The following is a 24,730-nucleotide window of genomic DNA, read 5'->3' on the forward strand; positions in this document are numbered from 1 at the left end:
AAAGAATATAAATGAAATCGTTATTCAAATTACTAATAATCACATTGTCTTACTTTGGGTTTGCCCAAGAGACACCACAAAATTTTAGCTTACAAGAAGCTATAGATTTTGCTTTAGAAAATAACAGGCAAGCTAAAAATGCTACTTTAGATATCGAAGCAGCAAAAAAACAAAAATGGGAAACTACCGCAACAGGATTACCTCAAATTAACGCTGCTGTTGACTATCAAAACCTAATCAAACAACAGTTTGAATCTGTAGATTTTAACCAAGATGGTATCCCAGATTTTGGAGCAAAAAACTCTGTAAACGCTTCGGCTACATTAAGTCAGTTACTATTTGATGGTTCTTATTTAGTTGGATTACAATCTGCAAAAGTCTATTTAGAAATTTCTAAAAACTCTAAAGAAAAAACAGATTTAGAAGTTAGAAAAGCAGTAATTAATGCCTACGGAAACGTATTAATGGCAGAAGAAAGTGTTTCAATTTTAGAGAATAACATTAAAATTCTTCAGAAAAACTTAGATGAAACCACTAAAATCTATGAAAATGGATTAGAAGAAGAAGAAAGTGTAGAACAATTACAAATCACATTATCTAGTGTGCAAAGTAACTTGAACAATACTAAAAGATTAAAAAATCTAGCCTATCAAATGTTAAGTATAACTATAGGTCTAGACTATAATGCTCCAATAATTTTAACCGACGACTTAGAAAGTTTAACTGTAAAAAACATACTTCAAGACGGTATAGAAGATGCAGATGTAAAAAACACAATTGATTATAAGATAGCTGCCAACGATAAAACCTCTAAAGAATTACTGTTAAAACTTGAAAAAAGTAAAGCACTACCAACTTTAAGCGCCTTTTTAAGCGGTGCTTATATTGGGAATAATAACGAGTTTAAATTCTTATCAGATCAACAAAAATGGATTGGCACAGCTACATTTGGCGCTTCATTAAACATCCCAATTTTTAGTTCTGGCATGCGTAGTGCAGCAACACAACGTGCACAAATTAACTTAGAAAAAGCTCAAATAAATCTAGATGAAACCGAGCAACAATTAAAATTACAAATTGAAGCTGCTAAAAGCGATTTTATTCTAGCAACAGAAGAATACGAAAACAAAAAGCAAAATCTTAATCTTGCCGAGAGAATCGAAAATAAAAATCAAACTAAATTTTTTGAAGGTGTTGGATCTAGTTTTGAACTAAGACAAGCACAAACACAACTATACACAGCACAACAAGAATTTTTACAAGCTATGTTAGACGTAATTAACACCAAAGCAGAATTAGAAACATTAACCAACACAACAACCAAATACTAAACTCTTAAAACAATGAAACATATACAATTAATAATCCTTACATCACTATTATTAGTAGCTTGTGGCGGTGATAAAAAGAAAAATACCGTAGAAAGTGTTTTAGAAACTAATAATCTAGAAACCATTAGAGCTAAACGCGCAGAGCTTGTAGAAAATCAAGAAGAAATACATGCAAAAATCAAACAGTTAGATGAAGCTATTGCAAAAATAGACACTGTAAAAAAAGTACCATTAATTACTACAATTACAGCCAAAACTGAAGTTTTTAATCACCAATTAGAAATTCAAGGTAACGTAACCACAAAAAACCTATTAGTTATTACACCAGAATTTAATGGCATACTAACAAATGTATACGTTAAAGAAGGCCAAAAAGTTAGCAAAGGACAATTATTAGCAAAAATTGATGATGGCGGATTAAGCCAACAATTGGCACAATTAAAAATTCAAGCAGATTTAGCGCGTACAACTTTTGAGCGTCAAAAACGTCTTTGGGACCAAAATATTGGTAGCGAGATACAATACTTACAATCAAAATCAAATTACGAAGCGCAACAAGAAGCTGTTAATCAACTACAACAACAAGTCTCAAAAACTAGTGTAAAAGCTCCTTTTTCTGGAACTATAGATGATGTAATTACAGAACAAGGAAGCGTTGTTGCTGCAGGACAAACACCGCTTATGCGCATTGTTAATCTAAATGATATGTACATAGAAACAGATGTACCAGAAAGTTACATAACAGATGTAACCAAAGGTAAAGATGTTACAGTCTCAATTCCTGTAATTAACAAAACTGTTGATACCAAAATTAGACAAGCCGGAGATTATATAAACCCAGCTAACAGAACATTTAAAATTGAAGTTCCTGTTCCTAATAAAGACAAAGACATTAAACCAAACTTAACTGCCAAATTAAAAATTAACGATTATACTAACAAAGAAGCGCTACTAGTACCACTAAGCATTATATCTGAAAATGCAGAAGGCGAGCAATACCTTTATACTATTAAAGATAAAAAGAAAAACGGAGAAGGTATTGCTACTAAAGTAATCATCAAAACTGGTAAAACACAAGGTGATGTTATAGAAGTGCTTGAAGGCATTAAAAACGGTACCGAAATTATTAAAGAAGGTGCTCGTAGCGTAAAAGACGGACAAACAGTTAAAGTCATTAAATACTAAAAAATCAACCAATGACTAAAAAGAAAAAAAATAAAAAAGTAGACAAAGAGTTTGCACTATCATCGTGGGCAATTAACAATAAAACCACAATGTATGTACTTATTTTGGTCATATTTTACTTAGGTGTATCTGCGTTTTTCAGTATGCCAAGAGAAAACTTTCCAGAAGTTAACGAGACTAAAATATACGTAAGCGCTGTTTTCCCTGGTAACACAGCAGAAGACATAGAAAAACTTATCGTAGATCCATTAGAAGACGAGCTTAAAACAGTTAGCAACGTGGTCGAAATTACATCTACTTCTCAAGAAGATTATGGGATGTTAATGGTAGAATTTGACGAAAACATAACTGTAGAACAAGCCAAACAAAAAGTTAAAGATGAAGTTGACACCAAAACATCTGGCGAAGATTGGCCAACCTTTAATGGTGCAAAAGTAGAACCTGATGTATTCGAGTTAAGTCTTTCTGAAGAAATGCCAATTCTTAACATTAACATTTCCGGTGATTATCCAATTGAAAAACTTAAAGATTACGGCGAATATCTTCAAGATGAAATTGAAGACCTTTTAGAAATCAAAAAAGTAGACATTCGTGGTGCACAAGAAAAAGAAGTTGAAGTCGCTGTAGACATCTATAAAATGATGGCTGCTCAAGTTACTTTTAACGATATTATAGGCGCTATAAATAATGGTAATGTTACTATGTCTGCTGGTAATTTAAAAGCAAGCGGACAAAGACGTACCATTCGTATTTTAGGAGAAATCGAAGATCCTGCTCAATTAGAAAATTTTGTTGTAAAATCTGAAAACGGAAACGCTATCTACCTAAAAGATATCGCTGAAGTATCTTTTAAAGAAGAAGACAAAACAACCTTTGCTAGAGAATTTGGTCATCCAGTAGTGATGTTAGACGTTAAAAAACGTGCTGGTAAAAACATGGTTGCTGCTGCAGAGCAAATTCAAGTCATTGTAAAAAATGCAAAAGACAATGTATTTCCTCAAGATTTAACTGTTACCATAGCAAACGACCAATCTTCTGTAACTATTGGTCAGGTAGACGATCTTGTAAACAACATTATTTTTGGTGTACTTTTAGTGGTTACAGTTTTAATGTTCTTCTTAGGATTTAAAAATGCAATATTCGTAGGTTTTGCCATACCAATGTCTATGTTTATGTCTTTAATGATTTTAGAATTATTAGGACAAAGTCTTAATACCATGGTACTTTTTGGACTAATTATGGGACTTGGTATGCTAGTAGATAACGGTATTGTTGTAGTAGAAAACGTCTATCGTTTAATGGATGAAGAAGGTATGACGCGTATGCAAGCTGCAAAAAAAGGAATCGGAGAAATTGCTTTCCCTATTATTATATCTACATTAACTACGGTTGCAGCATTCGTACCACTTGGTTTATGGCCAGGTATTATGGGAGAATTTATGATGATTTTACCTATCACACTTTCAGTAGTATTAGGATCATCGCTATTTGTAGCTATCTTTTTCAACTCAGTATTAGTATCTCAATTTATGAGTACAGAAGATAAAGACATGCCATTAAATAAAATTATTCGTACAACAGTAATCATGGCTGTTATAGGAATTTTAGTCTTAATAGTTGGCGGTAGCTATCGTGGTTTAGGTACACTTATGGTATTTACTGCTATAATGTTATGGGTTTACAGACTTGTGTTACGTGGTTGGGCAAACAACTTCCAAAATAAAACATTAGTTAAGTTAGAGCGCTGGTACGAAAAACAATTACGTTGGGCTTTATCAGGTAAAAAACCATACATATTAAGTTTAGGCACATTTGCATTACTTATTTTATCATTTGTGGCTTTCGGTATTTCATTAGGATCACAACGTACTAAAGTTGAATTTTTCCCAGACAATAAACCTAATCAAATTATTGTCTATATAGAATATCCACAAGGAACTGCAATAGAAAAAACAAACGCTATTACTAAAGAAATTGAGCAACGCGTCTACAAAGTTTTAGACAACAATCAATATAAAGATGGCGACTATAACTTTATGGTAGAAAGTGCAGTTTCTCAAGTTGGTGAAGGTGCTGGTAACCCACAAACCGATGGTGGATCTGCTGCCGAAATGCCTCATAAAGCCAAGATTACTGCATCAATGCGCGAGTATAAATACCGTCGTGGTGAAGATAGTGAGCTTTTAAGACAAAAAGTACAAGAAGCGCTTGTTGGTATTTATCCTGGTGTATTAATATCTGTTGAAAAAGACCAAAATGGTCCGCCTGCTGGAGCGCCAATTAATATTGAAATTGAAGGTGAAGACTATAACGAGTTAATTGCTACTGCCGAAAAAATGCGTGAGTTTATCAACTCAAGAAATATTGCTGGTATTGACGAGCTTAAAATTGATGTAAATAAAGATAAACCATCAATGCAAGTTATAGTAGATCGTGAAAAAGCTGGAGAATTAGGAATAAGCTCTGCGCAAGTAGGGCAACAATTACGTAATTCAATCTTTGGTTCTAAAGCTGGGATTTATAAAGAAGGTGGTGATGATTATGATATTTACGTTCGTTTTAACGAAGAAAACAGATACAATACAAGTGCGTTATTTAATCAAAATATCACATTTAGAAACACTACTGGACAAATAGTAAGCGTTCCTGTTTCTGCAGTTGCATCTTACGAAAACAATTCAGGGTTTAGTGCCATTAAACATAAAGACACTAAACGTGTTGTAACGGTATATTCTGCATTAGCACCAGGTTATACAGATGCTGGCGCAATTGTAACAAAAATTCAGAATGAAATGAAAAGCTTTGAAGGTTTACCAGAAAACATCAAAATAGATTATACGGGTCAAATTGAAGAGCAAAACAAGCAAATGGCATTTTTAATGGGTGCATTTTTTACAGGACTTGGATTAATCTTTTTCATCTTAATTTTCCAATTTAATTCGGTTTCAAAACCAGCTATTATAATGTTAGCTATTTTCCTAAGTTTTATTGGTGTATTTGGTGGATTAGTTATAACTGGTAAAGCATTCGTTATTATGATGACAATGGTTGGTATCATTTCGCTTGCCGGAATTGTGGTAAACAATGGTGTTGTACTATTAGATTACGCACAGCTTTTAATAGATAGAAAGAAAAACGAATTAGACTTAGACGACAACGAATTTTTAAGCAACGACGATCTTTTTGAAAGCATCGTAAAAGCTGGTAAAGCACGTTTAAGACCTGTATTATTAACTGCTATTACTACAATCTTAGGATTAATACCACTAGCTATAGGATTAAACATTAACTTCTTTACATTGTTTAGCGAGTTTGATCCAAACATCTATATGGGAGGAGACAACGTTGTATTTTGGGGACCATTAGCTTGGACAGTAATTTATGGATTATTTGTTGCAACATTCTTAACATTAATTGTTGTTCCGGTATTATTCTTCTTAACAATGAAATTAAAAATGTGGATTAGAAATAAATTCTCTTCTAATAAAACAGAAGTAATCGCAGAAGACATTTAATATCCCTTAATCACTTCTAAATAAAAAAGCCGAAGCACTTGCTTCGGTTTTTTTATTGCTTAAATTTGCACCTACTAAAACATAATTATGTATAGAAGTCATAGCTGTGGTGAGTTAAGAGCATCACATATAAATACAGACGTTACCCTTTCTGGTTGGGTACAAAAATCTAGAGATAAAGGATTTATGATTTGGGTAGATCTACGTGATCGTTACGGAATTACTCAACTTATTTTTGATGAAGAACGTACGCCTAAATCCATCATGGAACAAGCACAAAAGTTAGGTCGTGAGTTTGTAATTCAAGTTAAAGGAACCGTAATCGAACGCGAATCTAAAAACAAAAATATACCAACAGGTGATATCGAAGTTTTAGTAAAAGAATTAACCATTCTTAACGAATCTAAATTACCACCTTTTACAATAGAAGATGAAACTGATGGTGGTGAAGAATTACGTATGAAATATCGTTACATTGATATTAGACGTAATCCCGTAAAAAACAACTTAATCTTTAGATCTAAAGTCACACAAGAGGTAAGAAACTTTTTATCAAACCAAGGATTTATAGAGGTAGAAACACCTTATTTAATCAAATCTACACCAGAAGGCGCGCGTGATTTTGTGGTACCAAGTAGAATGAACGAAGGTCAGTTTTACGCGCTTCCACAATCACCACAAACCTTCAAGCAATTACTTATGGTTGGAGGCATGGATAAATATTTTCAGATAGTAAAATGTTTTAGAGACGAAGATTTACGTGCAGATAGACAACCAGAATTTACGCAAATAGATTGCGAAATGGCGTTTGTAGAGCAAGAAGACATATTAAATGTTTTTGAAGATTTAACACGTCATTTGTTAAAAGAAGTCAATGGTGTTGAAGTTGAAAAATTCCCACGTATGCTTTATGACGATGCTATGCGCCTTTACGGAAACGACAAACCAGACATTAGATTTGGTATGCAGTTTGGAGAGCTTAACGATGTTGCACAACACAAAGATTTTGGTGTATTTAATAATGCCGAATTAGTTGTTGGTATCGCAGTACCTGATGCTGCATCATATACTCGTAAAGAGATAGACAAACTTATAGACTGGGTAAAACGTCCCCAAGTTGGTGCTTTAGGTATGGTTTATGTAAAATGTAACGAAGACGGTACTTACAAATCTTCGGTAGATAAATTTTACGATCAGGACGATCTTGCAAAATGGGCAGAAAAAACTGGCGCTAAAGCTGGCGATTTAATTTGTATACTTTCAGGAGACACTAACAAAGTACGCGCACAACTTAGTGCTTTACGTATGGAAATGGCAGAACGTTTAGGTTTACGTAAACCAAACGAATTTGCACCACTTTGGGTAATCGACTTCCCATTATTAGAGCTTGATGAAGAAACTGGTCATTACCACGCAATGCACCATCCATTTACATCTCCAAAACCTGGTCAAATAGAATTATTAGATACTAAACCAGGAGACGTTAAAGCTAATGCTTACGACTTAGTATTAAACGGAAACGAAATTGGTGGTGGATCAATAAGAATTCATGATAAAGAAACTCAAGCCATTATGCTTAAACATTTAGGTTTTAGCGAAGAAGAAGCTAAAGCACAATTTGGATTCTTGATGGATGCTTTTGAATATGGTGCGCCACCACATGGCGGACTTGCATTTGGATTAGATAGATTAGTAGCAATTTTAGGTGGACAAGAAACGATTAGAGATTTTATTGCATTCCCTAAAAACAATGGTGGTAGAGATGTCATGATAGATGCGCCTGCACCAATTGATGATGAACAATTAGACGAACTTAATTTAAGTTTAAAACTTAATTCATAAATCAAAAAAAATCCTGCAACCTTTGCAGGATTTTTTGATTAACTTTAAGTATGCCTAAACAATCGCTTTTAAAACGTTTTTTTATATGGAGGTTAAAGCACATCTCCGAAAAAACTTTTACTTATATTTTAAGTGGTTTGGTTGGATTATTAGCAGGACTTGCTGCAGTAACGTTAAGAAACATCACATTTACTATAGAAGGTGCTTTAGACAATCTTGCAGTCTTTTCTAAAAACCAAGTTTACTTTATTTTACCGGTTATAGGATTGTTTTTAGTGTATCTGTTTGTCAAATACATTTCAAAGAAAAATATAGAACATGCTATTCCTTCAATTCTATTTAAACTATCAAAAAGAAGCGGATTAATAGATCGGTCTAAAATTTATATTCCATTAATAACTGCACCTTTAACGGTTGGTTTTGGTGGATCTGTTGGATTACTTGGACCAGCAATAGCTTCTGGATCTGCAATAAGTTCTAATTTAGGACGACTATTCCATGTTAATCAACAAACAAGAACGTTATTAATTGGTTGTGCTGCTGCAGGAGCAATTTCTTCAATATTTAAATCACCAATTGCAGCAATTATTTTTGCGGTAGAAGTGTTTAGTTTAGATTTAACTTTTGCTTCATTATTACCGTTATTAATTGCTTCGGTTTCTTCCGTATTAACGTCTTACTTCTTTTTAGGAGACGATTTATTGTTCAACTTTAATTTTTCGGATAAGTTTCAAATAAAAGATACTTTATTTTATGTGGTTTTAGGTATAGGTACTGGATTTGCTTCTATTTACTTTACTAAAATGTATTTTTTTATCCTTCAGTTTTTTGAGCGTTTTAAAACCAAACTGTTAAAATTAATAGTTGGAGGATTAGCTATTGGTGGTATGTTATTTTTAATTCCGCCACTTTATGGTGAAGGTTTTGGATTTATAAACAATCTACTTGCTGGCGATCATTTAAGCGCGCTTGGCACAACGCCTTTTGATGCTTTTAAGGATAATATTTGGGTTGTAATTGCCTTACTTTTTGGTATTACTATTTTTAAAGCTATTGCAATGACAACAACTTTTGCGGCTGGCGGAGCAGGAGGAATTTTTATTCCAACTATGGTTATGGGAAGCGCTTTAGGTAATGTGGTTGCAAAAGTCATTAACAATCTTGGTTTAGGATTTTACGTGTCAGAAACCAACTTTACCTTAATTGGTATGGCAGGACTAATTGCTGGTGTATTACATGCGCCTTTAACTGCTATTTTCTTAATTGCCGAAATTACTGGCGGTTACGAATTATTTATTCCTTTAATGATTGCTGTATCCATGTCGTTTATAATCAAAAAAAATGCATTTGATTACACCATTTATACTCGCGAACTTGCTTTAAAAGGCGAACTTCTAACACACGATAAAGACCAAAGCGTATTAACTTTAATGACTTTAGATAGTGTAATAGAAACTAATTTTATTGCGCTAAATCCTAAAATGACTTTAGGCGAAATGCTTCATAAAGGCGTTGCAAAATCTACCCGAAATTTATTTCCTGTTATTAAAAAAGATAAGACTTTGGTCGGAATAATTTTATTGGATGATGTTAGAGAAATCATGTTTAACCAAACCCTATACGACACCACTTTTGTAGAAGATTTAATGCACAACGCGCCAGATATTATTGATTATAAAAACGATTCTATGAAAGATGTAATGACTAAATTTCAAAACTCTAATGCGTGGAATTTACCTGTCGTTAAAGACCATAAATACATTGGTTTTGTCTCAAAATCTAAATTATTAACAGCATATCGACGCCAATTAATTAACTTTACAAAATCTTAAAATCACCTTAATGAAATACTTAATTTTATTAGCTTTTATAGCCAGTTTAGCATCAATAATTTGCGGTTATGCATTAGACAATGTAGACAACCAAAAGTTAATTGGCTTTGGCGTTTTAGGCTTATTTTTTGTGGTTATTCCGTTGTTTTCCTATCACCGTTGGAAAAACAAAAAAGTTGAAGACTACATGCTTACCAAAGAAAAACTCCAAGAGATGAGAGACAAAGAAGGTGACAAACGTAAATTATAATTTGGGCGTTACCCTATCGGGTCGCGCTATCCGTTATATCTTTTTGTTTTCAATAAACAAAAAGGATGTCACTACTATCGCTAACGCACATTTCAGCCAACATAAAGACCATTAGTTTAGATTTCGTTTTTCAATAAAAAACCGTTTCATTAAAGCAGAAGCTTCTTCAGCTAAAATTCCACCTTCCATTTTAGTTTTAGGATGCAATTTGGTGTTTAAATTAATACATCCGCGTTGTTCATCCCTAGCTGCATAAACAATCCTACTAATCTGACTCCAATACAATGCACCAGCACACATTTGGCAAGGCTCTAAAGTGACATACAACGTACAATCTTTTAAATATTTTCCGCCTAAAAAATTAGCAGCAGCAGTAATGGCTTGCATTTCGGCGTGTGCCGTTACATCATTTAATCGCTCGGTAAGATTATGTGCTCTTGCGATAATGCGGTCTTTAATTACAATTACAGCTCCAACAGGAATTTCATCTTTATCAAAAGCCTCTTGCGCTTCTTGCAAGGCTTTTTTCATAAAATAAGTATCATCAAAAGGTTGTATCATAAGCGTAAAAATACAATTTAAGATACTACATTTGTAGTATAATGAGCAAAATACTTCAACATATAAATTCGCCAAACGATTTAAAAACCTTAAATCAAGAACAGCTATTACTTTTAGCTAAAGAATTGCGTGAATTTATCATAAATATTGTTGCCACTAAAGAAGGTCATCTTGGTGCTAGCTTAGGCGTAATAGAACTTACTATTGCTCTACATTATGTATTTAACACACCAAAAGACCAATTAATTTGGGATGTTGGTCATCAAGCTTACGGACACAAAATTTTAACCGGAAGACGTGATATTTTTGAAACTAACAGACAACTAAATGGTATTTCTGGATTTCCTAAGCGTAAAGAAAGTGAGTATGATGCGTTTGGTGTTGGACATTCTTCTACATCAATTTCGGCAGCATTAGGCATGGCAATTGCTTCAAGAATAAAAGGCGATTTAAACACACAACATATTGCTGTAATTGGAGATGCTTCTATAGCTAGTGGTATGGCGTTTGAAGGTTTAAATCATGCTGGAGTAAGCAAAGCTAATTTACTAGTGATTTTAAACGATAATGCAATTGGAATTGACCCAAGTGTTGGCGCTTTAAAACAGTATTTAACCAACGTTAAAAAAGGCACTCAAAAACAAGATAATATTTTTGAAGCTTTAAATTTTGACTATTCTGGACCAATTGACGGTCATGATTTACCAGCTTTAATTAACGAACTTGAGCGATTAAAATCTGTTAAAGGACCAAAGTTTCTTCATGTTATTACCACCAAAGGAAAAGGTCTTAAACAAGCTGAAGCCGATCAAGTAAAATACCACGCTCCAGGACAATTTGATGCAAAATCTGGCGAGCTTATTGCAAAAACCGAAACTAAACCTCAACCACTTAAATATCAAGATGTTTTTGGTCATACTATAGTAGAATTAGCTAAAACGAACCCAAACATTGTTGGCATCACACCAGCTATGCCAACCGGAAGCTCTTTAAAATATATGATGGAAGCGTTTCCTGACCGTGCTTTTGATGTTGGTATTGCCGAGCAGCATGCAGTTACTTTGGCTGCAGGAATGGCTACACAAGGGTTAATTCCGTATTGTAATATTTATTCGACATTTATGCAACGTGCATATGATCAAGTTATACATGATGTTGCTACACAAAACTTACCTGTTATTTTTTGTTTGGATCGTGCAGGATTAGTGGGACAAGATGGCGCGACACATCATGGTGTTTTTGATTTGGCCTATTTACGTTGCATCCCAAACTTGATCATTTATGCACCAAGAAATGAGGTTGAATTACGTAATATGCTTTACACTGCTCAATTAGGACTAAATCACCCAATTGCGATAAGATATCCAAGAGGTAGAGGAATTACAATAGATTGGAAACAACCATTTTCTAAAATTGAAATTGGTAAAGGCGAGCAATTAAAAGAAGGTAAAGAAGTTGCTGTGCTATCTATTGGAACGATTTCAAAAAATGTTACTGAAGCACTTAACAGCATTGAAAACCCTGAAACTTTTTCTCATTACGACATGCGCTTCGTAAAACCATTGGATGCGGCTTTACTTCATTCAATATTAAAAAAACACCACACAATTATCACTGTTGAAGACGGAACTGTTTCTGGTGGATTTGGCAGTGCTATTTTAGAGTTTGCCGCAAAGTACAACTATAAAAGCAACTTTATCACAAAAGGAATAAAGGATGAATTTATAGAACATGGCACTACAGAAGAACTACAAAAAATCAACGGTATTGATTCTGAAAGTCTAAAAATTTTATTTAAAAACATAAAAAAAGCAGACTAGTTAGTCTGCTTTTTTTTTAAGTTAACGGACAATTAATTTGTTGTAAATGTCCAAACAGCACCTATCGTTTTGGTGCCAGAATTGTCTTTAGTATCTATTTGCCAGTAATATGTTGTTCCTGGATCTGTACTTACATCAAAGTTTTCTACTGTTAAGTCTGTGCTAACTGCTGTAGTTGGAGGGTTAGATGTACCAAAATATACATCATAAGTTAATGTATCGTTTATATCTACATCTGCTCCAGACCAATTTAAAGAAGTTGTTCCAGACACAACTGCATCTTCTTCATTAGGACTTACTAAATCCGCTAAGAACGGTGCATAGTTAGAAACACCTTCTCCTTCTGTATAAAATGCAAAAACCTGAGATGGACTAGCTGAATCTTCTGCATCTTTTGCTGTTACTGTCCAGTAATAAGCTGTACCAGGCTGTAAAGTTAACGTTCTTGTAGTTGTTGTAGATGTAACTTGTTCAACTAAATTAGTCATATTATTATCTAACGCTACTCTCAATTCGTAACTTACTGTATCTCCATCAGGATCTGTAGCTGCTGCCCATTCAAAATTAACAGTACTATCTATACATAATAAATCTGATGTTGGGTAGATTAATTGACTAACTGCACTTGGCGCTGTATTTGGTGTATCTGGAGTAGGAGCTACTCCTCCATCACCACCATCTCCATCACTTCCTCCACAAGAAGTAATTACAACACTAAAAAATAATACAGTTATTATGTTATATAATTTCTTTTTCATCTTATTATTTTTTTATGATTTTTATAGTTTTTGGTGCTTTTTCTGACTGAATATTTACAAAATAAACTCCGCTTCTTAGTGATTGGAAAGGAATATAAATTTCTTTATTATTCGCAACATCAAAAGAGTTACTATAAACTAATCTTCCATTTATATCATAAACATTTACAGGAAGAGCGTTTACATCTAGACCATTTGGCAGTATAACTTTTAAATTATCTACCACTGGGTTTGGTGTAGCCTTAAATTCTATAATGTTAATCTGTTTAGTAAAAGTACCTTCACAAGCTTGAGCTGTCTTAATTTCTAACAATCCAGACTTTAAATTTTCTAATATTATATTGTCTTGACTAGTTATTAAAATAACTTCACCATTTAAAGTCACTGTGTAAGGCGCTGTACCTCTGTACATGTTAACCTCAATATCTTCTCCATTATTTTGTTCTATAAGCTCTAGTTCTATTGTTTCTGCAGCTTCAACACTTACTTCTGAACATTGAACATGGTCATATTCGTTAACAGACACACATACAGTATATGGTCCTCCTACAGATAAGTTTTCTATAGTTAAGTTGTTTGTTGTTAACTGTTCTGAAATATTTGTTCCTGGACCATTAACGGTAACCGTATAAGTTACATATGTTTCATTTACATTAATATTTATCTTACCGTTATCTTGTCCTTCGCATGTTTCTGAAACTACTTCTATTGAAATGTTATCTTGAGCTGCATAACTAGTATCACAAATATCTCCTACCCCGTTATTGTTAACGTCTTCTTGATTTGGATTAGGTGTATCAACACAATTATCTATAGAATCTACGACACCATCTCCATCTGAATCCTGACAAACATCTCCTACTCCATCATTATTACTATCTAATTGGTCTGGATTAGCTATTGTTGGACAATTATCATTTATATCTAATATTCCGTCTTGATCTGTATCTTGACAAACATCTCCAATTCCGTTGTTATCAACATCAGATTGATCTGCGTTTGCAACACTTGGGCAGTTATCTACACCATTAACAACTCCATCATTGTCATCATCGCCATTTGGATCAAAAGAGAACTGTCCTGAAAATATACCTCTACCATAAGTAGCAGCAAAAACCATATTATCGTCTCTTAAATCTAAATCTAAAACTTTAACATTTGACATTCCGTTAAATGCAGGATTCCAAGTTGGATTAGCATCAGAAAAGTTGGTTGTATACCAAACACCTAACTCTGTACCTATAATTACTTCTTCATTATTTAAAGGATTTCTTAATATTGACTTTACTGGTAAATCTGGAAGATTACCTTCTTTAGTCTGCCAGTTAGCTCCTCCGTCATTTGTGTACCAGATATTTTCTACTCCGTAGTTATGAATGGTAACAAAAATTTCGTCTTCGTTATTACCCAACTCAATATCAGACACACTTCCTACTATAAAATTATTAAGTTCTAATTCTGTCCAAGTAGGACTACTACCATCTGCATTTTCTACTTTAAAAATATCTCCTAAAACTGTTCCTACAAATAAGGTTGAAGATGTTGTTGTAAAAGGAGAAACTGTTAAAGCAGTTGGTGTACTATCAAATTCAGAATTTGTTAAATCTGAAGATGTTAAAGTTGAGCTAGATTTTATGCCTGAGTATCTTCTTATTACAGTACTAAGGTTGTTAGAATAATTTGAATATAAAATATCCAGATTAGAGTCTAATGCTTGTGGGTTAATAAAAGCTCCGTTAGAAGCATTTTCATTATTAATTGTTACGTTAGTATTAGTTTCTAAATTAAATAAATTAATACCTGAGTTGTACACGTAATTTCTTATAAAATACTTATCGTCTCCTTGATCAAAAAATGTGTAAGCACCATCACCTCCATATGCTTCAACAGAGCTATCCGCTCCATTTGAATTTGCATTTTGAAACAATTGCGTACCATTATCTTGTAAACCTCCTGCAAAATAATCTCCGTTAAAAGCTGTTGTTGGAGCCACACCAACAGTGTAAAATTGACTTGTATTAAAATCCTTATCTCTTGGACTTAAGACTACACCAGCATTTGATGAATAGTAAATTCCACCATCATTTCCTACTAACATGACACTGGAACTATTGTTTCCAAAAACTAAGGCATGTTGATCTGCATGAACTTCTTGATAGCCAAAACCACCATACCAATGAGATAATTGAGACCAAGAAGTACCACTATTAAACGACTTAAACAAATCTATACCTCCTGCATAAACTATATCGTCATTTGCTGGATCTACTTCTAAAAGTAAGTCATAAAAAGCTTGACCTCTAGTAAAATCATTTGCGGATATACCAGTATCTGCATCATTTGGTAAAGTCATATTAGTAGTTGAAGAGAAACCATCTTCTGTTTTAATCATTATAACAGGAGCAGTTGTTCCTTCTGCTAGGACATAGATTTTATTAGGGTCTGATGAAGATACTGCTATTTGAGTTCTATCTGCATCTGCTACGACTTCTTCTACACTAAAAGAGTTTCCGTCTGTAGATGATAAGATTGTTCCGCCTCCTTCACCAAAAACATAACTATCAATTGTAGAAACCCAAATTTTATTATCAGCTCCAATTTCTATATCATTTGGACAATACTGAACGCCTCCTGCTAGTGATTGTAAAGAAACTAGTGACCACGAGTTTCCGTTATCTGTTGATTTGTATAGTCCAAATTCTGGTCCACCAAGATAGGTTGTTGCGTTAGCAGATCCGTAAAAACCGTCACCTGCAGCTACATAAACTTCAGAAACACCATTATTATCTCTTACTTTAATATCATTAATATGCTGAATACCAGGAACCAAATTACCTGTAAACGAACTAGACACAGGATTTAAAGAACCTGTCATTGTACTACCTGCAAGAATTGAAGCTTCTAGTATATCTCCATCTGCTTTAGAAATCATTACTGATGGTATTGTAATTGTATTATCATCTCCTCCCATAGGGATAGGTTGACCTACTACATTATTCATCATAATAACTCCTACTGCTCCTGCATTTTGAGCATTTTTTACTTTTTGAGTAAAGTTACAGTTACCTCTTCTTATTAAAGCTATATTGCCCGATATTTGAGCACCATTAACTAATGCGCTACATCCTTCTGTTGGTAATCCTGTTCCATCATCTACTAAAACTATATTTGCTGATATTACAGATGTAATTTCTGGTCCAAAAGCAGTTGTTGGGTATGACAAATAGTCTCCTGCTACATCTGAAGGTGAATTAACAGAAATATTAGATGCAGATTGAAATGATGTATCACCTGTAATACCTCCAAAAACATTTGTCCATGTTGCTCCTGCATCATCAGATTTCCAAACACCACTTCCGTTAACATCTCCTCCTACATAAGATTCTCCCGTTCCTAAGTAAAAGACATTACTATTGTTTGGATCGTATGTTATACAAGATACAGCTAAGTTTTCTGGCACATTAACTCTTTGCCACGAAGATTCTGGATTTGATATGTTTGTGTTTTTCCATAAACCACCACTAACTCCTCCTGCAAAAACAGTTTCATTTGATGCATCGTTTGGATCAAACATTATAGCTCTTGTTCTTCCTCCTACATTGTTTGGTCCTCTTTCTACCCATCCATTATTCATAGCATCACCTGGCACTCTTCCTGCAGCTAATGTATTTAGTCTAGCGGCATTTATGCTATCTCTTAATGGTTGTAATTTTTCTGGTGTTGGTCGTCCTAATAGAGGATTCATTGTAAGTTCCCATTCTTGCTCGTAAAATTTATTTGGCGTTAAACCTTGAGCTTTTCTTTGTGACTTACTTAGTTTTAAAGTGTTTTTAAATGGGCTTTTTTCTAAGTTTTCTGAATGGATATTTCTAACTTGATTGTTTTGTTTTAAAGCAGAATTATCTTCAGAGAAATTTTGATATAATGCAAATATCCCTAAGGCTAATAATAAAATTATTAGTAATTTCTTTTTCATAATAATAAATAATTAATCTTTTTGCTAAAATAATATAAAATATTCTATAATGTAAATCCTTTTATCTTTTTATATTGAAGAATGGCTTGACTATCAGATAATGAAGCTACATAATGACAAATATTTAAAAGTCTTTGATATATACTTCCTTCTTTACTAAGTGTTTCTGGCAAACTCTTTAAAATTAATTTATCATAATTAGATGTTGGTCCTTCTTCAAAATTACTCTGAATAGATTTAGTGTAAGTTGTTAGAAGCGTATTTATTATTTGATAGCCTGCTATTTCTTTTTCTAACACTTCTTTTGATTGATAAATTTTCTCAACACTCAGCTTTATAATATCATTAATTTGAGCTTCATATTTACTCTTATCTAATAAACTAATATTGAAATCTCCTTTTAAAATATCTTCTTCATTAGTCATAAATATTTGCACAGCTTCGTTTATAAGACTATTAATAGCTAAAGCTCTTAAGTAACTTACTCTATCTTGGGTATTAGTTAATAAAGCATACTTTTTAGTATTTATAGAGTCTCTAACTAGATTAATTAAATACTCTAAAGCAAACTCTTCTTCGATTAAACCTAGATTTATGCCGTCTTCAAAATCTATGATTGTATAACAAATATCATCTGCTGCTTCTACCAAAAATGCTAAGGGATGCCTATTGTATCTTAAATGGTCGTCAGATTTTTTTATTAAACCTAATTCTTCAGCTACATCAACAAACGCTTTTTTTTCACTTTGAAAAAAACCATACTTTTTATCTGATATCTGATTAGTTGGTTTTTTCGGTAATGATTCTTTAGGGTATTTTGTAAAAGCACCTAAAGTAGCGTAACTAAGTCTTAATCCTCCTTCTCTGCCTGACCTACTTTGTGTCGCGATTTTAAAACCGTTAGCATTGCCTTCAAAATCACATAAATCTTGGTATTCTTTATCAGATAGTTTTGATTGATATTTTTTCCCTTCACCATTTATAAAAAACTCTCCTATAGCTTTTTCTCCGCTATGTCCAAATGGCGGATTACCTATATCATGAGCCAAAGCAGCAGCAGCAACTATTGCACCAAAATCATTTGCTTGATATCCTAAAGTGGTTTGTAAATGTGGATGTTTTTCTAAAATCTTTTGACCAACCTTTCTTCCTAAAGAGCGTCCTACAACACTTACTTCTAAACTATGTGTTAAACGTGTGTGTATAAAATCTGTCTGAGACAATGGGATAACTTGAGTTTTATCTTGCAGACTTCTAAATTCTGAAGAAAATATAACCCTATCATAATCCACTTCAAAACCTAAGCGAGTTTCATCTTGTTCTTTTCTTAGTCGTTTATTAGTATCACCAAAGCGCTTTAAGGATAATAATTGTTCCCAATTCATTATATAAGTTTTTAAGCTGCAATATAAGTATTTGACACGTAAAATGTTCTCCTTTTCAATGTTAACTAAACGTTTTCTAGCAATAAACAAACAACATATCTCATAACGTTAAGCTAACTTTTTAGTGATTAACTATTAATACCTAGTTAACTTAGACTTTACAGTTTGCCAGTTTCTTTGCACCAAGAATTTAAACAACGCAATGAAAAAAATATTTCTATTATTATTTACATTATTTAGTGTATACGCAAACGCCCAAGACACTGGTTCTATAGCTGGTAAACTTACAGATAAAGAATTTGACAACGAACCACTTCCTTTTGCTAATATTCTAATTAAAGGCACTTCAAAAGGTACTACTACAGATGATGCTGGTCTTTACATGTTAGATAATCTAAAGCCAGGTGATTATGTAATTGAGTATAGCTTTGTTGGATACGAAACTCAAACAATAGAAGCAACTGTTGAAGCTGGTAAAGTCACCGAAATAAATGTCCCAATGGGCGCTAATGCTGCTTCTTTAGAAGAAGTTGTTATTCAAACAACCACTAAAAGAGAAAGCGAAGTAGCGGTTTTATTAGAACAGAAAAAAGCTGTTGAAATCAAGCAAATAATAGGTGCTGATGAGTTATCTAGAAAAGGAGTAAGTGATGCGGCTGGTGCAGTCGCTAAAATATCTGGTGTTTCTAAACAAGAAGGGTCTAGTAATGTATATGTTCGAGGTTTAGGTGATCGTTACCTTAATACAACTATGAACGGTTTGTCTTTACCATCAAATAATGTTAATAAAAAGAACATTGACTTAAATTTATTCTCTTCAGATGTAATTCAAAATGTATCAATTAGCAAAGCATATGCAGCTCAATTTTACGGAGATTTCTCTGCTGGTAATGTAGATGTAACTTCTAAAGAACATAAAGGTGGAAGTTTTGTAGATGTATTTACTGGTTCTGGTTTTAACACAAATGCTATAGACAAAAACTTTGTAAGAAGTGAAGGGACTGGTTATTTTGGATACTACGGAAGATATGACCACAACCCTTTTGCCGTTATATTATCTCACGGTGTTGATCCTGTAAGCGTAAACTCACCTATCAATGTGGCTTATGGAGCATCTGGAGGAAGCTCTCATTCATTTGAAAACGGTTCAAGATTAAGTTTCTTTGTTACAGGAGGATTTGAAAATAACTACGAATACAGAAACGGTAAAGCTGTAGATTTTTCTACTGTTGAGAAAAAAGCATTTGAAGCTGCAGAAGAATATGAATATTCTACAACTACTACAGCTATGGCAAACTTAAACTACAAAATAAACAGTGATAATAACATAAGTTTTAATTCAGTATTTATTAATAGTTCTTCAGATGTTGTCGGTTATTTTGGTATTGATGGAACAGGTAGAAATAGAGATGCAATTTTAAATACAGACCAAGGGTTTTACCAACAAAATGTTCAGTTTGATCAAACTAAAATGTTTGTTAATCAATTATTAGGAAATCACAAATCAGGAAAATTTGAGTTAGATTGGGGATTTGGTTACAACAAAGTATTTTCTGATCAACCAGACAGAAAGCGTTTTAGCGTAGAAAATTATCAATATGCTTTAGATAATGATCCTTCTACTAACCCAACATTCTACAGTAATGTTGTTTTTGATAATCAACGTTATTTTCAAAAAATTGAGGATGATGAGTACAACGGACGTTTAAATCTGTCTTATGAAGCTAATGAAAAATTAAAATTCAATATCGGTTATAATGGTCGTAACAAGAAAAGATTATTTAATAACATAAGATATGGTTACGATATAGTTGATGGTAGCTACGAAATTACAGATATAAACAACTTAAATTCTGTCTTTAACCTAGATAATTTAAATCTAAATGCAAGTAGTGGTGGTATTTACGAAATTAAAGTAATTAAACCTTACCCAACTTTATCTAACACAAATAGACCAGGACTTTTTGAAAATACGTACACAGGTAAACTGGACATCTATGCTGGATATTTAGATGCAGAAATAAAAGCAGGAGAAAAATGGTTATTTGTTCCTGGGATTAGAGTAGAAAGCTTTGAACAAAACATAGCTTACGATGTAATTAACTTAGGTAACAATGGTAACGACTCTAAGACATCTAAAGAGACTTTTATCCTACCTAGTTTAAACATTAAATACGCTATAAACGAAGACCAAAATCTACGTTTCTCTGCAAGTAAAACAGTATCTACACCAGAGTTTAAAGAAGTAGCTCCGTTTGTTTATGAAGATGTATCTGTACGATATGGAGGTAACCCTGATGCTTTAGGATACTCTGATATTTATAATGCCGATTTAAAATTTGAATCTTTCTTTGGAAGAGGTGAAATATTCTCAGTTGGTGTATTTGCAAAACAAATTAACGATCCAATTAATTTAGTTGTTGTTGGTGATGCTACAGGAACACAACGTTACGTAAGAACTGGTGATAAAGCTGAAGTTTACGGTGTTGAAGTAGAGTTGAGAAAGAACATAATCGAAGACGAAAACGAAGACGCAGTGTTAGCTTTTGGTGTAAACGCAACTTACATGGACACTAAACAAGATTTATACGAAAATATAGACGGAACTTTTGACTTAGCTTTTAATAAAAGTGAAGATGAGTTACAAGGCGCTTCTCCTTTAATCTTAAATGCAGATATAAGCTACTCTCCTACTTTTAACAACTACAAACCGGTAGCTAACGTAGTATTCTCTTACTTTTCAGACAGAATAGATGCATTAGGATCTGGAGATCTTGGTAATATTATAGAAAAAAGTGTTCCTACTTTAGATTTTGTTTGGAAAAACACTATTAAGGACAATTTTGAAGTTAATCTTAGTGCAAAAAATTTACTAAACCCTTCAATACAATACGTTAGACAAGACCAAAATCAAGGTGACATTTTAGTTACATCTGCTAATGGTAAAGGTGTAACAGATTATAAAAGAGGTATCAACTTAGGACTTCAACTTAAATACAAATTTTAAATATCAATAACACAATTAAGAATAAAAATTAAAAACTAAAAAAATGAAAAAACAAATAATTCTTGGTTTAGCATTAGTATCTATGATATTTTCATGCTCTACAGACGACACTTCAGATATTGTAATTAATGACAATAGTGTTACAAATAACAACTCTGGCGGTGGTACAACAGATCCTCAAACAATTTTCTTATCTGGTACTTACACAGAAGATTTAACTTTAGACGCAAATAACACTTACAAAATTAATGGTTCTTTAATCATGGCAAGTGGTACTACATTAACTATTCCTGCTTGTATGACTATTGAAGCTTTAGCTTCTGGAGCAGACGTTTATGTAGCAATCTCTCAAGGTGCTAAAATTGTAGCTAATGGTACTCAAGATTGCCCTATAGTATTTACTTCTGATGCTGCTAACCCAGCTGCAGGAGATTGGGGAGGATTAATTTTATTAGGAAGAGCACCAATAAACTCTGTAACAGGAACAAACACAGCAACTTCAGAAATTGCTAGTCTACCATACGGAGGAAATATTTCTGATGATGATTCTGGATCTTTAAACTATGTGCGTGTAGAGTATTCTGGTGGAGCTGCAGATGGACAATCTGAAAACAATGGTATTTCTTTTTACGGTGTAGGTAACGGTACAGATGTTAATTACATCCAAGCTTACGCAGGTAAAGATGATGGTATCGAGTTTTTTGGTGGTACAGTAAATGCTAATTATGTTTCTGTTATCAATGCAGAAGACGACTCTGTAGACTGGACAGAAGGTTACTCTGGTACGTTAACAAACGTATATATATCTAACAGAATTACTGACGATAAAGCTATTGAAGCTGATGGATACAACACAGATTTTAGCAACGCTACAGGTACATTCTCTAAACCAACCGTTAACAACTTAACAATTGTTGGTCAAGGTACAGCTGCAGGACATGCAGAAGCTATAAGACTAAGAGCAGGAACACAAGGTATCTTTAACAACGTACATATTACAGGATACATCGAAGGTTTTGATCTTGATGATCAAGACACAGGTAATGGTGTTATTAGTGACGATTTACAAGTTACTAATGTAACATTTGTAGATGTTACTACTAAAGTAAAAAATGACACAACAGTATCTTTTACAGATGCAGACTTCTACGTAGGTGAAGGAAACGGAGCAACTAATGATTATGCTACTTGGGGAGCAGGTTGGACTGTTGAATAATTAAAAACATGTTAAAATAAAAAAGCCTAGTCTATAACGACTAGGCTTTTTTTTATTCTCTTGTTTTTGATAACTAATTGCTAGTTGCTAAAGAAGTTTTTTCTTTCCATAAGCTAACATTAGCAATAACGTTATTGTCATAATCTACTTCTTTTAGAGTAGTTTCATTCCAAAAAAACCACTTGCCGACTTTTCTACCATTATCATAATTTGCAGAAACTTGTTTATTGCCTTTAGCGTCATAACTTAACCATTTACCCTCAAGCTTACCATCTAAAGTATAATAACCTTTTTGGCTAACAACTCCATTGTCATGATAATAAGTAACCTCGATTAAATTGATTTTTTTGTTAAGTTTTAAATCTCTCTTTTGTTGTCCAAAAGAAACCGCTGTAATTAATAAGACAATTAACATTAAAATTGATTTCTTCATAATTATGGGATTTTTACATTATTACATCAAATATAATAAAGACATAACATTTATGCAACATTTACATAACATTAATTTAACATTAAATTTATAACAACCTAAAAAACAAGTAACTATTAAATAACCAGCAAATTAATAATAAGTTAATATACACATTACAATAACATTACCTACAACACTGACATTTGTAATGTCTTAAGACAAATCAATTAGTATTTCATATAATCTATTAGTTTTTGTCGACTACATTATCATGATTTCTAATGAGACTGCTTTTGGCCAAAGCAGTCTTTTTTCTTAAAAATTAATCATTTGTAAACATTTAGTTAACATTAGAGTTAGTTATTTGCAGCGACAAAAACTAATAATTTTGAAACTAAAACTTACCCTAGCATTAATTTTAGGTGTTTTTTCTTTTATATATGCACAAGAAATTAGTGATACATCTTTTGGTAAAGGCTTAATCAATTTTACTGCAAAAGATAGCTCATTTAGTATAAAATTCGCGCCTCGTTTTCAGGTTAGATATAACTCTTCTTGGGACTATAATGGTGATAAATACGAAAATACAGAATATAACTTTATAGTTCGTAGAGCCAGACTTAAATTTGACGGATTTGCTTACAGCCCAAAACTTAAATACAAAATCGAATTAGGATTATCTAACAGAGATATTTCTGGCGCTAATCAATTTAACCGAAATACTCCTAGATACATTCTAGATGCGGTAATTATGTGGAATTTTGCAAAAAATTGGGAGCTTTGGGCAGGACAAACAAAATTACCAGGTAATGTAGAGCGTGTAGTATCTTCTGCAAACCTACAGCTTATAGATCGTTCTTTATTAAATAGTAGATTTAATATAGATCGTGATATGGGTATTCAATTACGACACAAAACTAATTTAGGTGGAAATTTTTTAATGCGTGAAAAATTTGCATTATCGCAAGGAGAAGGTCGTAATGTAACAGAAGGAAACGAAGGTGGCTTACAATATACAGCAAGACTAGAATTTTTACCTTTCGGAACTTTTAGTTCAAAAGGTGATTATTTTCAATCTGATTTAAAAAGAGAACAAAAACCTAAATTAATGGTTGGTTTTACATATGATTTAAATCAAGACGCAGTAAAAGACAGAAGCGTTTTAGGATCGTATATGTTTAAAAGTAATGGCTCTCTTTATGAAACAGATATTACGACTATTTTTGCTGATGCTATGTTTAAATATAAAGGACTTTCTTTTATGGGCGAATACGCAAAAAGAACTGCAGACCAACCCATTGCAATTGACACAGATGGAATAACACCAACAGGAGATATTGTGCTTACAGGTAATGCTATAAACCTTCAAGCAGGTTATTTATTTAAAAATAATTATGAAATTGTAGGAAGGTATACAACTTTAGATTATGAAGCTGTGACTGAAAAGCTTCCTAGAAATCAATACACCTTAGGTGTTAATAAATTTATTGTTGGTCATAAATTAAAAGTACAAAGTGATTTTAGTTATTCTACATTAGATAATAAACAAGATAATATTACCTTTAGACTTGGTTTTGACATCCATTTTTAATAAAAAAATATAACATTCAGATAACATAATACTCAATATCACTTCA

15 protein-coding genes are annotated in these 24,730 nt (G+C 32.9%); 10 read left to right on the forward strand and 5 right to left on the reverse strand.

The genetic code is table 11. The features are described 5' to 3' along the window. Positions 1 to 11: 11 nt before the first annotated feature. The 6 genes from FHS04_RS08790 to FHS04_RS08815 all read left to right on the forward strand — a co-directional run bounded on the left by FHS04_RS08790 (position 12) and on the right by FHS04_RS08815 (position 9,955). The gene (locus tag FHS04_RS08790) at positions 12 to 1,331 is read left to right on the forward strand and encodes a TolC family protein (protein WP_106677354.1); all 1,320 of its coding nucleotides are present in this window, start codon (positions 12 to 14) and stop codon (positions 1,329 to 1,331) included. A 12-nt stretch (positions 1,332 to 1,343) separates the two neighbouring features. Next, positions 1,344 to 2,516 carry an efflux RND transporter periplasmic adaptor subunit gene (locus tag FHS04_RS08795; protein WP_106677352.1) on the forward strand — a complete coding sequence of 391 codons (1,173 nt, stop codon included), beginning with the start codon at positions 1,344 to 1,346 and terminating at the stop codon, positions 2,514 to 2,516. An 11-nt stretch (positions 2,517 to 2,527) separates the two neighbouring features. Beyond that, a complete protein-coding gene (locus FHS04_RS08800; RefSeq protein ID WP_106677350.1) occupies positions 2,528 to 6,031 on the forward strand; it encodes an efflux RND transporter permease subunit in 3,504 nt (1,167 codons plus the stop codon). Between the two features lie 87 nt (positions 6,032 to 6,118). Beyond that, on the forward strand, positions 6,119 to 7,873 hold the full coding sequence (gene aspS, locus FHS04_RS08805; protein WP_106677347.1) for an aspartate--tRNA ligase: 1,755 nt from the start codon (positions 6,119 to 6,121) through the stop codon (positions 7,871 to 7,873). Positions 7,874 to 7,923: 50 nt separating this feature from the next. Next, positions 7,924 to 9,705 carry a chloride channel protein gene (locus FHS04_RS08810; RefSeq protein WP_106677345.1) on the forward strand — a complete coding sequence of 594 codons (1,782 nt, stop codon included), beginning with the start codon at positions 7,924 to 7,926 and terminating at the stop codon, positions 9,703 to 9,705. Positions 9,706 to 9,715: 10 nt separating this feature from the next. Continuing rightward, entirely contained in the window at positions 9,716 to 9,955 is a 240-nt protein-coding gene (locus FHS04_RS08815) for a hypothetical protein (RefSeq protein WP_027879531.1), read from the forward strand. A gap of 111 nt (positions 9,956 to 10,066) precedes the next feature. On the opposite strand, the gene FHS04_RS08820 is transcribed toward FHS04_RS08815, so the two are convergent. Next, the gene (locus tag FHS04_RS08820; protein ID WP_106677343.1) at positions 10,067 to 10,516 is read right to left on the reverse strand and encodes a nucleoside deaminase; all 450 of its coding nucleotides are present in this window, start codon (positions 10,514 to 10,516) and stop codon (positions 10,067 to 10,069) included. Positions 10,517 to 10,557: 41 nt separating this feature from the next. On the opposite strand from FHS04_RS08820, the gene dxs reads away from it, so the two are divergent. Then, entirely contained in the window at positions 10,558 to 12,336 is a 1,779-nt protein-coding gene (gene dxs / locus FHS04_RS08825; protein ID WP_106677341.1) for a 1-deoxy-D-xylulose-5-phosphate synthase, read from the forward strand. Between the two features lie 32 nt (positions 12,337 to 12,368). Here dxs and FHS04_RS08830 read toward each other — a convergent pair whose 3' ends face one another. From FHS04_RS08830 to FHS04_RS08840, 3 genes are read right to left on the reverse strand one after another with little or no spacing between them, the layout of a single operon-like run. Continuing rightward, positions 12,369 to 13,094 (reverse strand): fibronectin type III domain-containing protein, encoded by a 726-nt coding sequence (locus tag FHS04_RS08830; protein ID WP_106677339.1) that lies wholly within the window; start codon positions 13,092 to 13,094, stop codon positions 12,369 to 12,371. A 4-nt stretch (positions 13,095 to 13,098) separates the two neighbouring features. Continuing rightward, positions 13,099 to 17,070, reverse strand: a complete 3,972-nt coding sequence (locus tag FHS04_RS14410) for a thrombospondin type 3 repeat-containing protein (RefSeq protein WP_106677337.1) — start codon at positions 17,068 to 17,070, stop codon at positions 13,099 to 13,101. 44 nt (positions 17,071 to 17,114) lie between these two features. Then, the gene (locus FHS04_RS08840; protein WP_106677335.1) at positions 17,115 to 18,455 is read right to left on the reverse strand and encodes a deoxyguanosinetriphosphate triphosphohydrolase; all 1,341 of its coding nucleotides are present in this window, start codon (positions 18,453 to 18,455) and stop codon (positions 17,115 to 17,117) included. Between the two features lie 202 nt (positions 18,456 to 18,657). Here FHS04_RS08840 and FHS04_RS08845 point away from each other — a divergent pair, with 202 nt between their 5' ends. Next, complete coding sequence (locus FHS04_RS08845) at positions 18,658 to 21,462, forward strand: TonB-dependent receptor (RefSeq protein WP_106677333.1); 2,805 nt, start codon at positions 18,658 to 18,660, stop codon at positions 21,460 to 21,462. Between the two features lie 43 nt (positions 21,463 to 21,505). Beyond that, complete coding sequence (locus FHS04_RS08850; RefSeq protein ID WP_106677331.1) at positions 21,506 to 22,678, forward strand: multidrug transporter; 1,173 nt, start codon at positions 21,506 to 21,508, stop codon at positions 22,676 to 22,678. 73 nt (positions 22,679 to 22,751) lie between these two features. On the opposite strand, the gene FHS04_RS08855 is transcribed toward FHS04_RS08850, so the two are convergent. Further along, the gene (locus FHS04_RS08855; RefSeq protein ID WP_106677329.1) at positions 22,752 to 23,111 is read right to left on the reverse strand and encodes a toxin-antitoxin system YwqK family antitoxin; all 360 of its coding nucleotides are present in this window, start codon (positions 23,109 to 23,111) and stop codon (positions 22,752 to 22,754) included. A gap of 370 nt (positions 23,112 to 23,481) precedes the next feature. Here FHS04_RS08855 and FHS04_RS08860 point away from each other — a divergent pair, with 370 nt between their 5' ends. Next, positions 23,482 to 24,684, forward strand: coding sequence for a porin (locus FHS04_RS08860; RefSeq protein ID WP_106677327.1), 1,203 nt, complete (start codon positions 23,482 to 23,484; stop codon positions 24,682 to 24,684). Positions 24,685 to 24,730: the final 46 nt, after the last annotated feature.

The sequence above is a fragment of the Mesoflavibacter zeaxanthinifaciens subsp. sabulilitoris genome (assembly GCF_014191595.1).
Taxonomy (GTDB): domain Bacteria; phylum Bacteroidota; class Bacteroidia; order Flavobacteriales; family Flavobacteriaceae; genus Mesoflavibacter; species Mesoflavibacter zeaxanthinifaciens.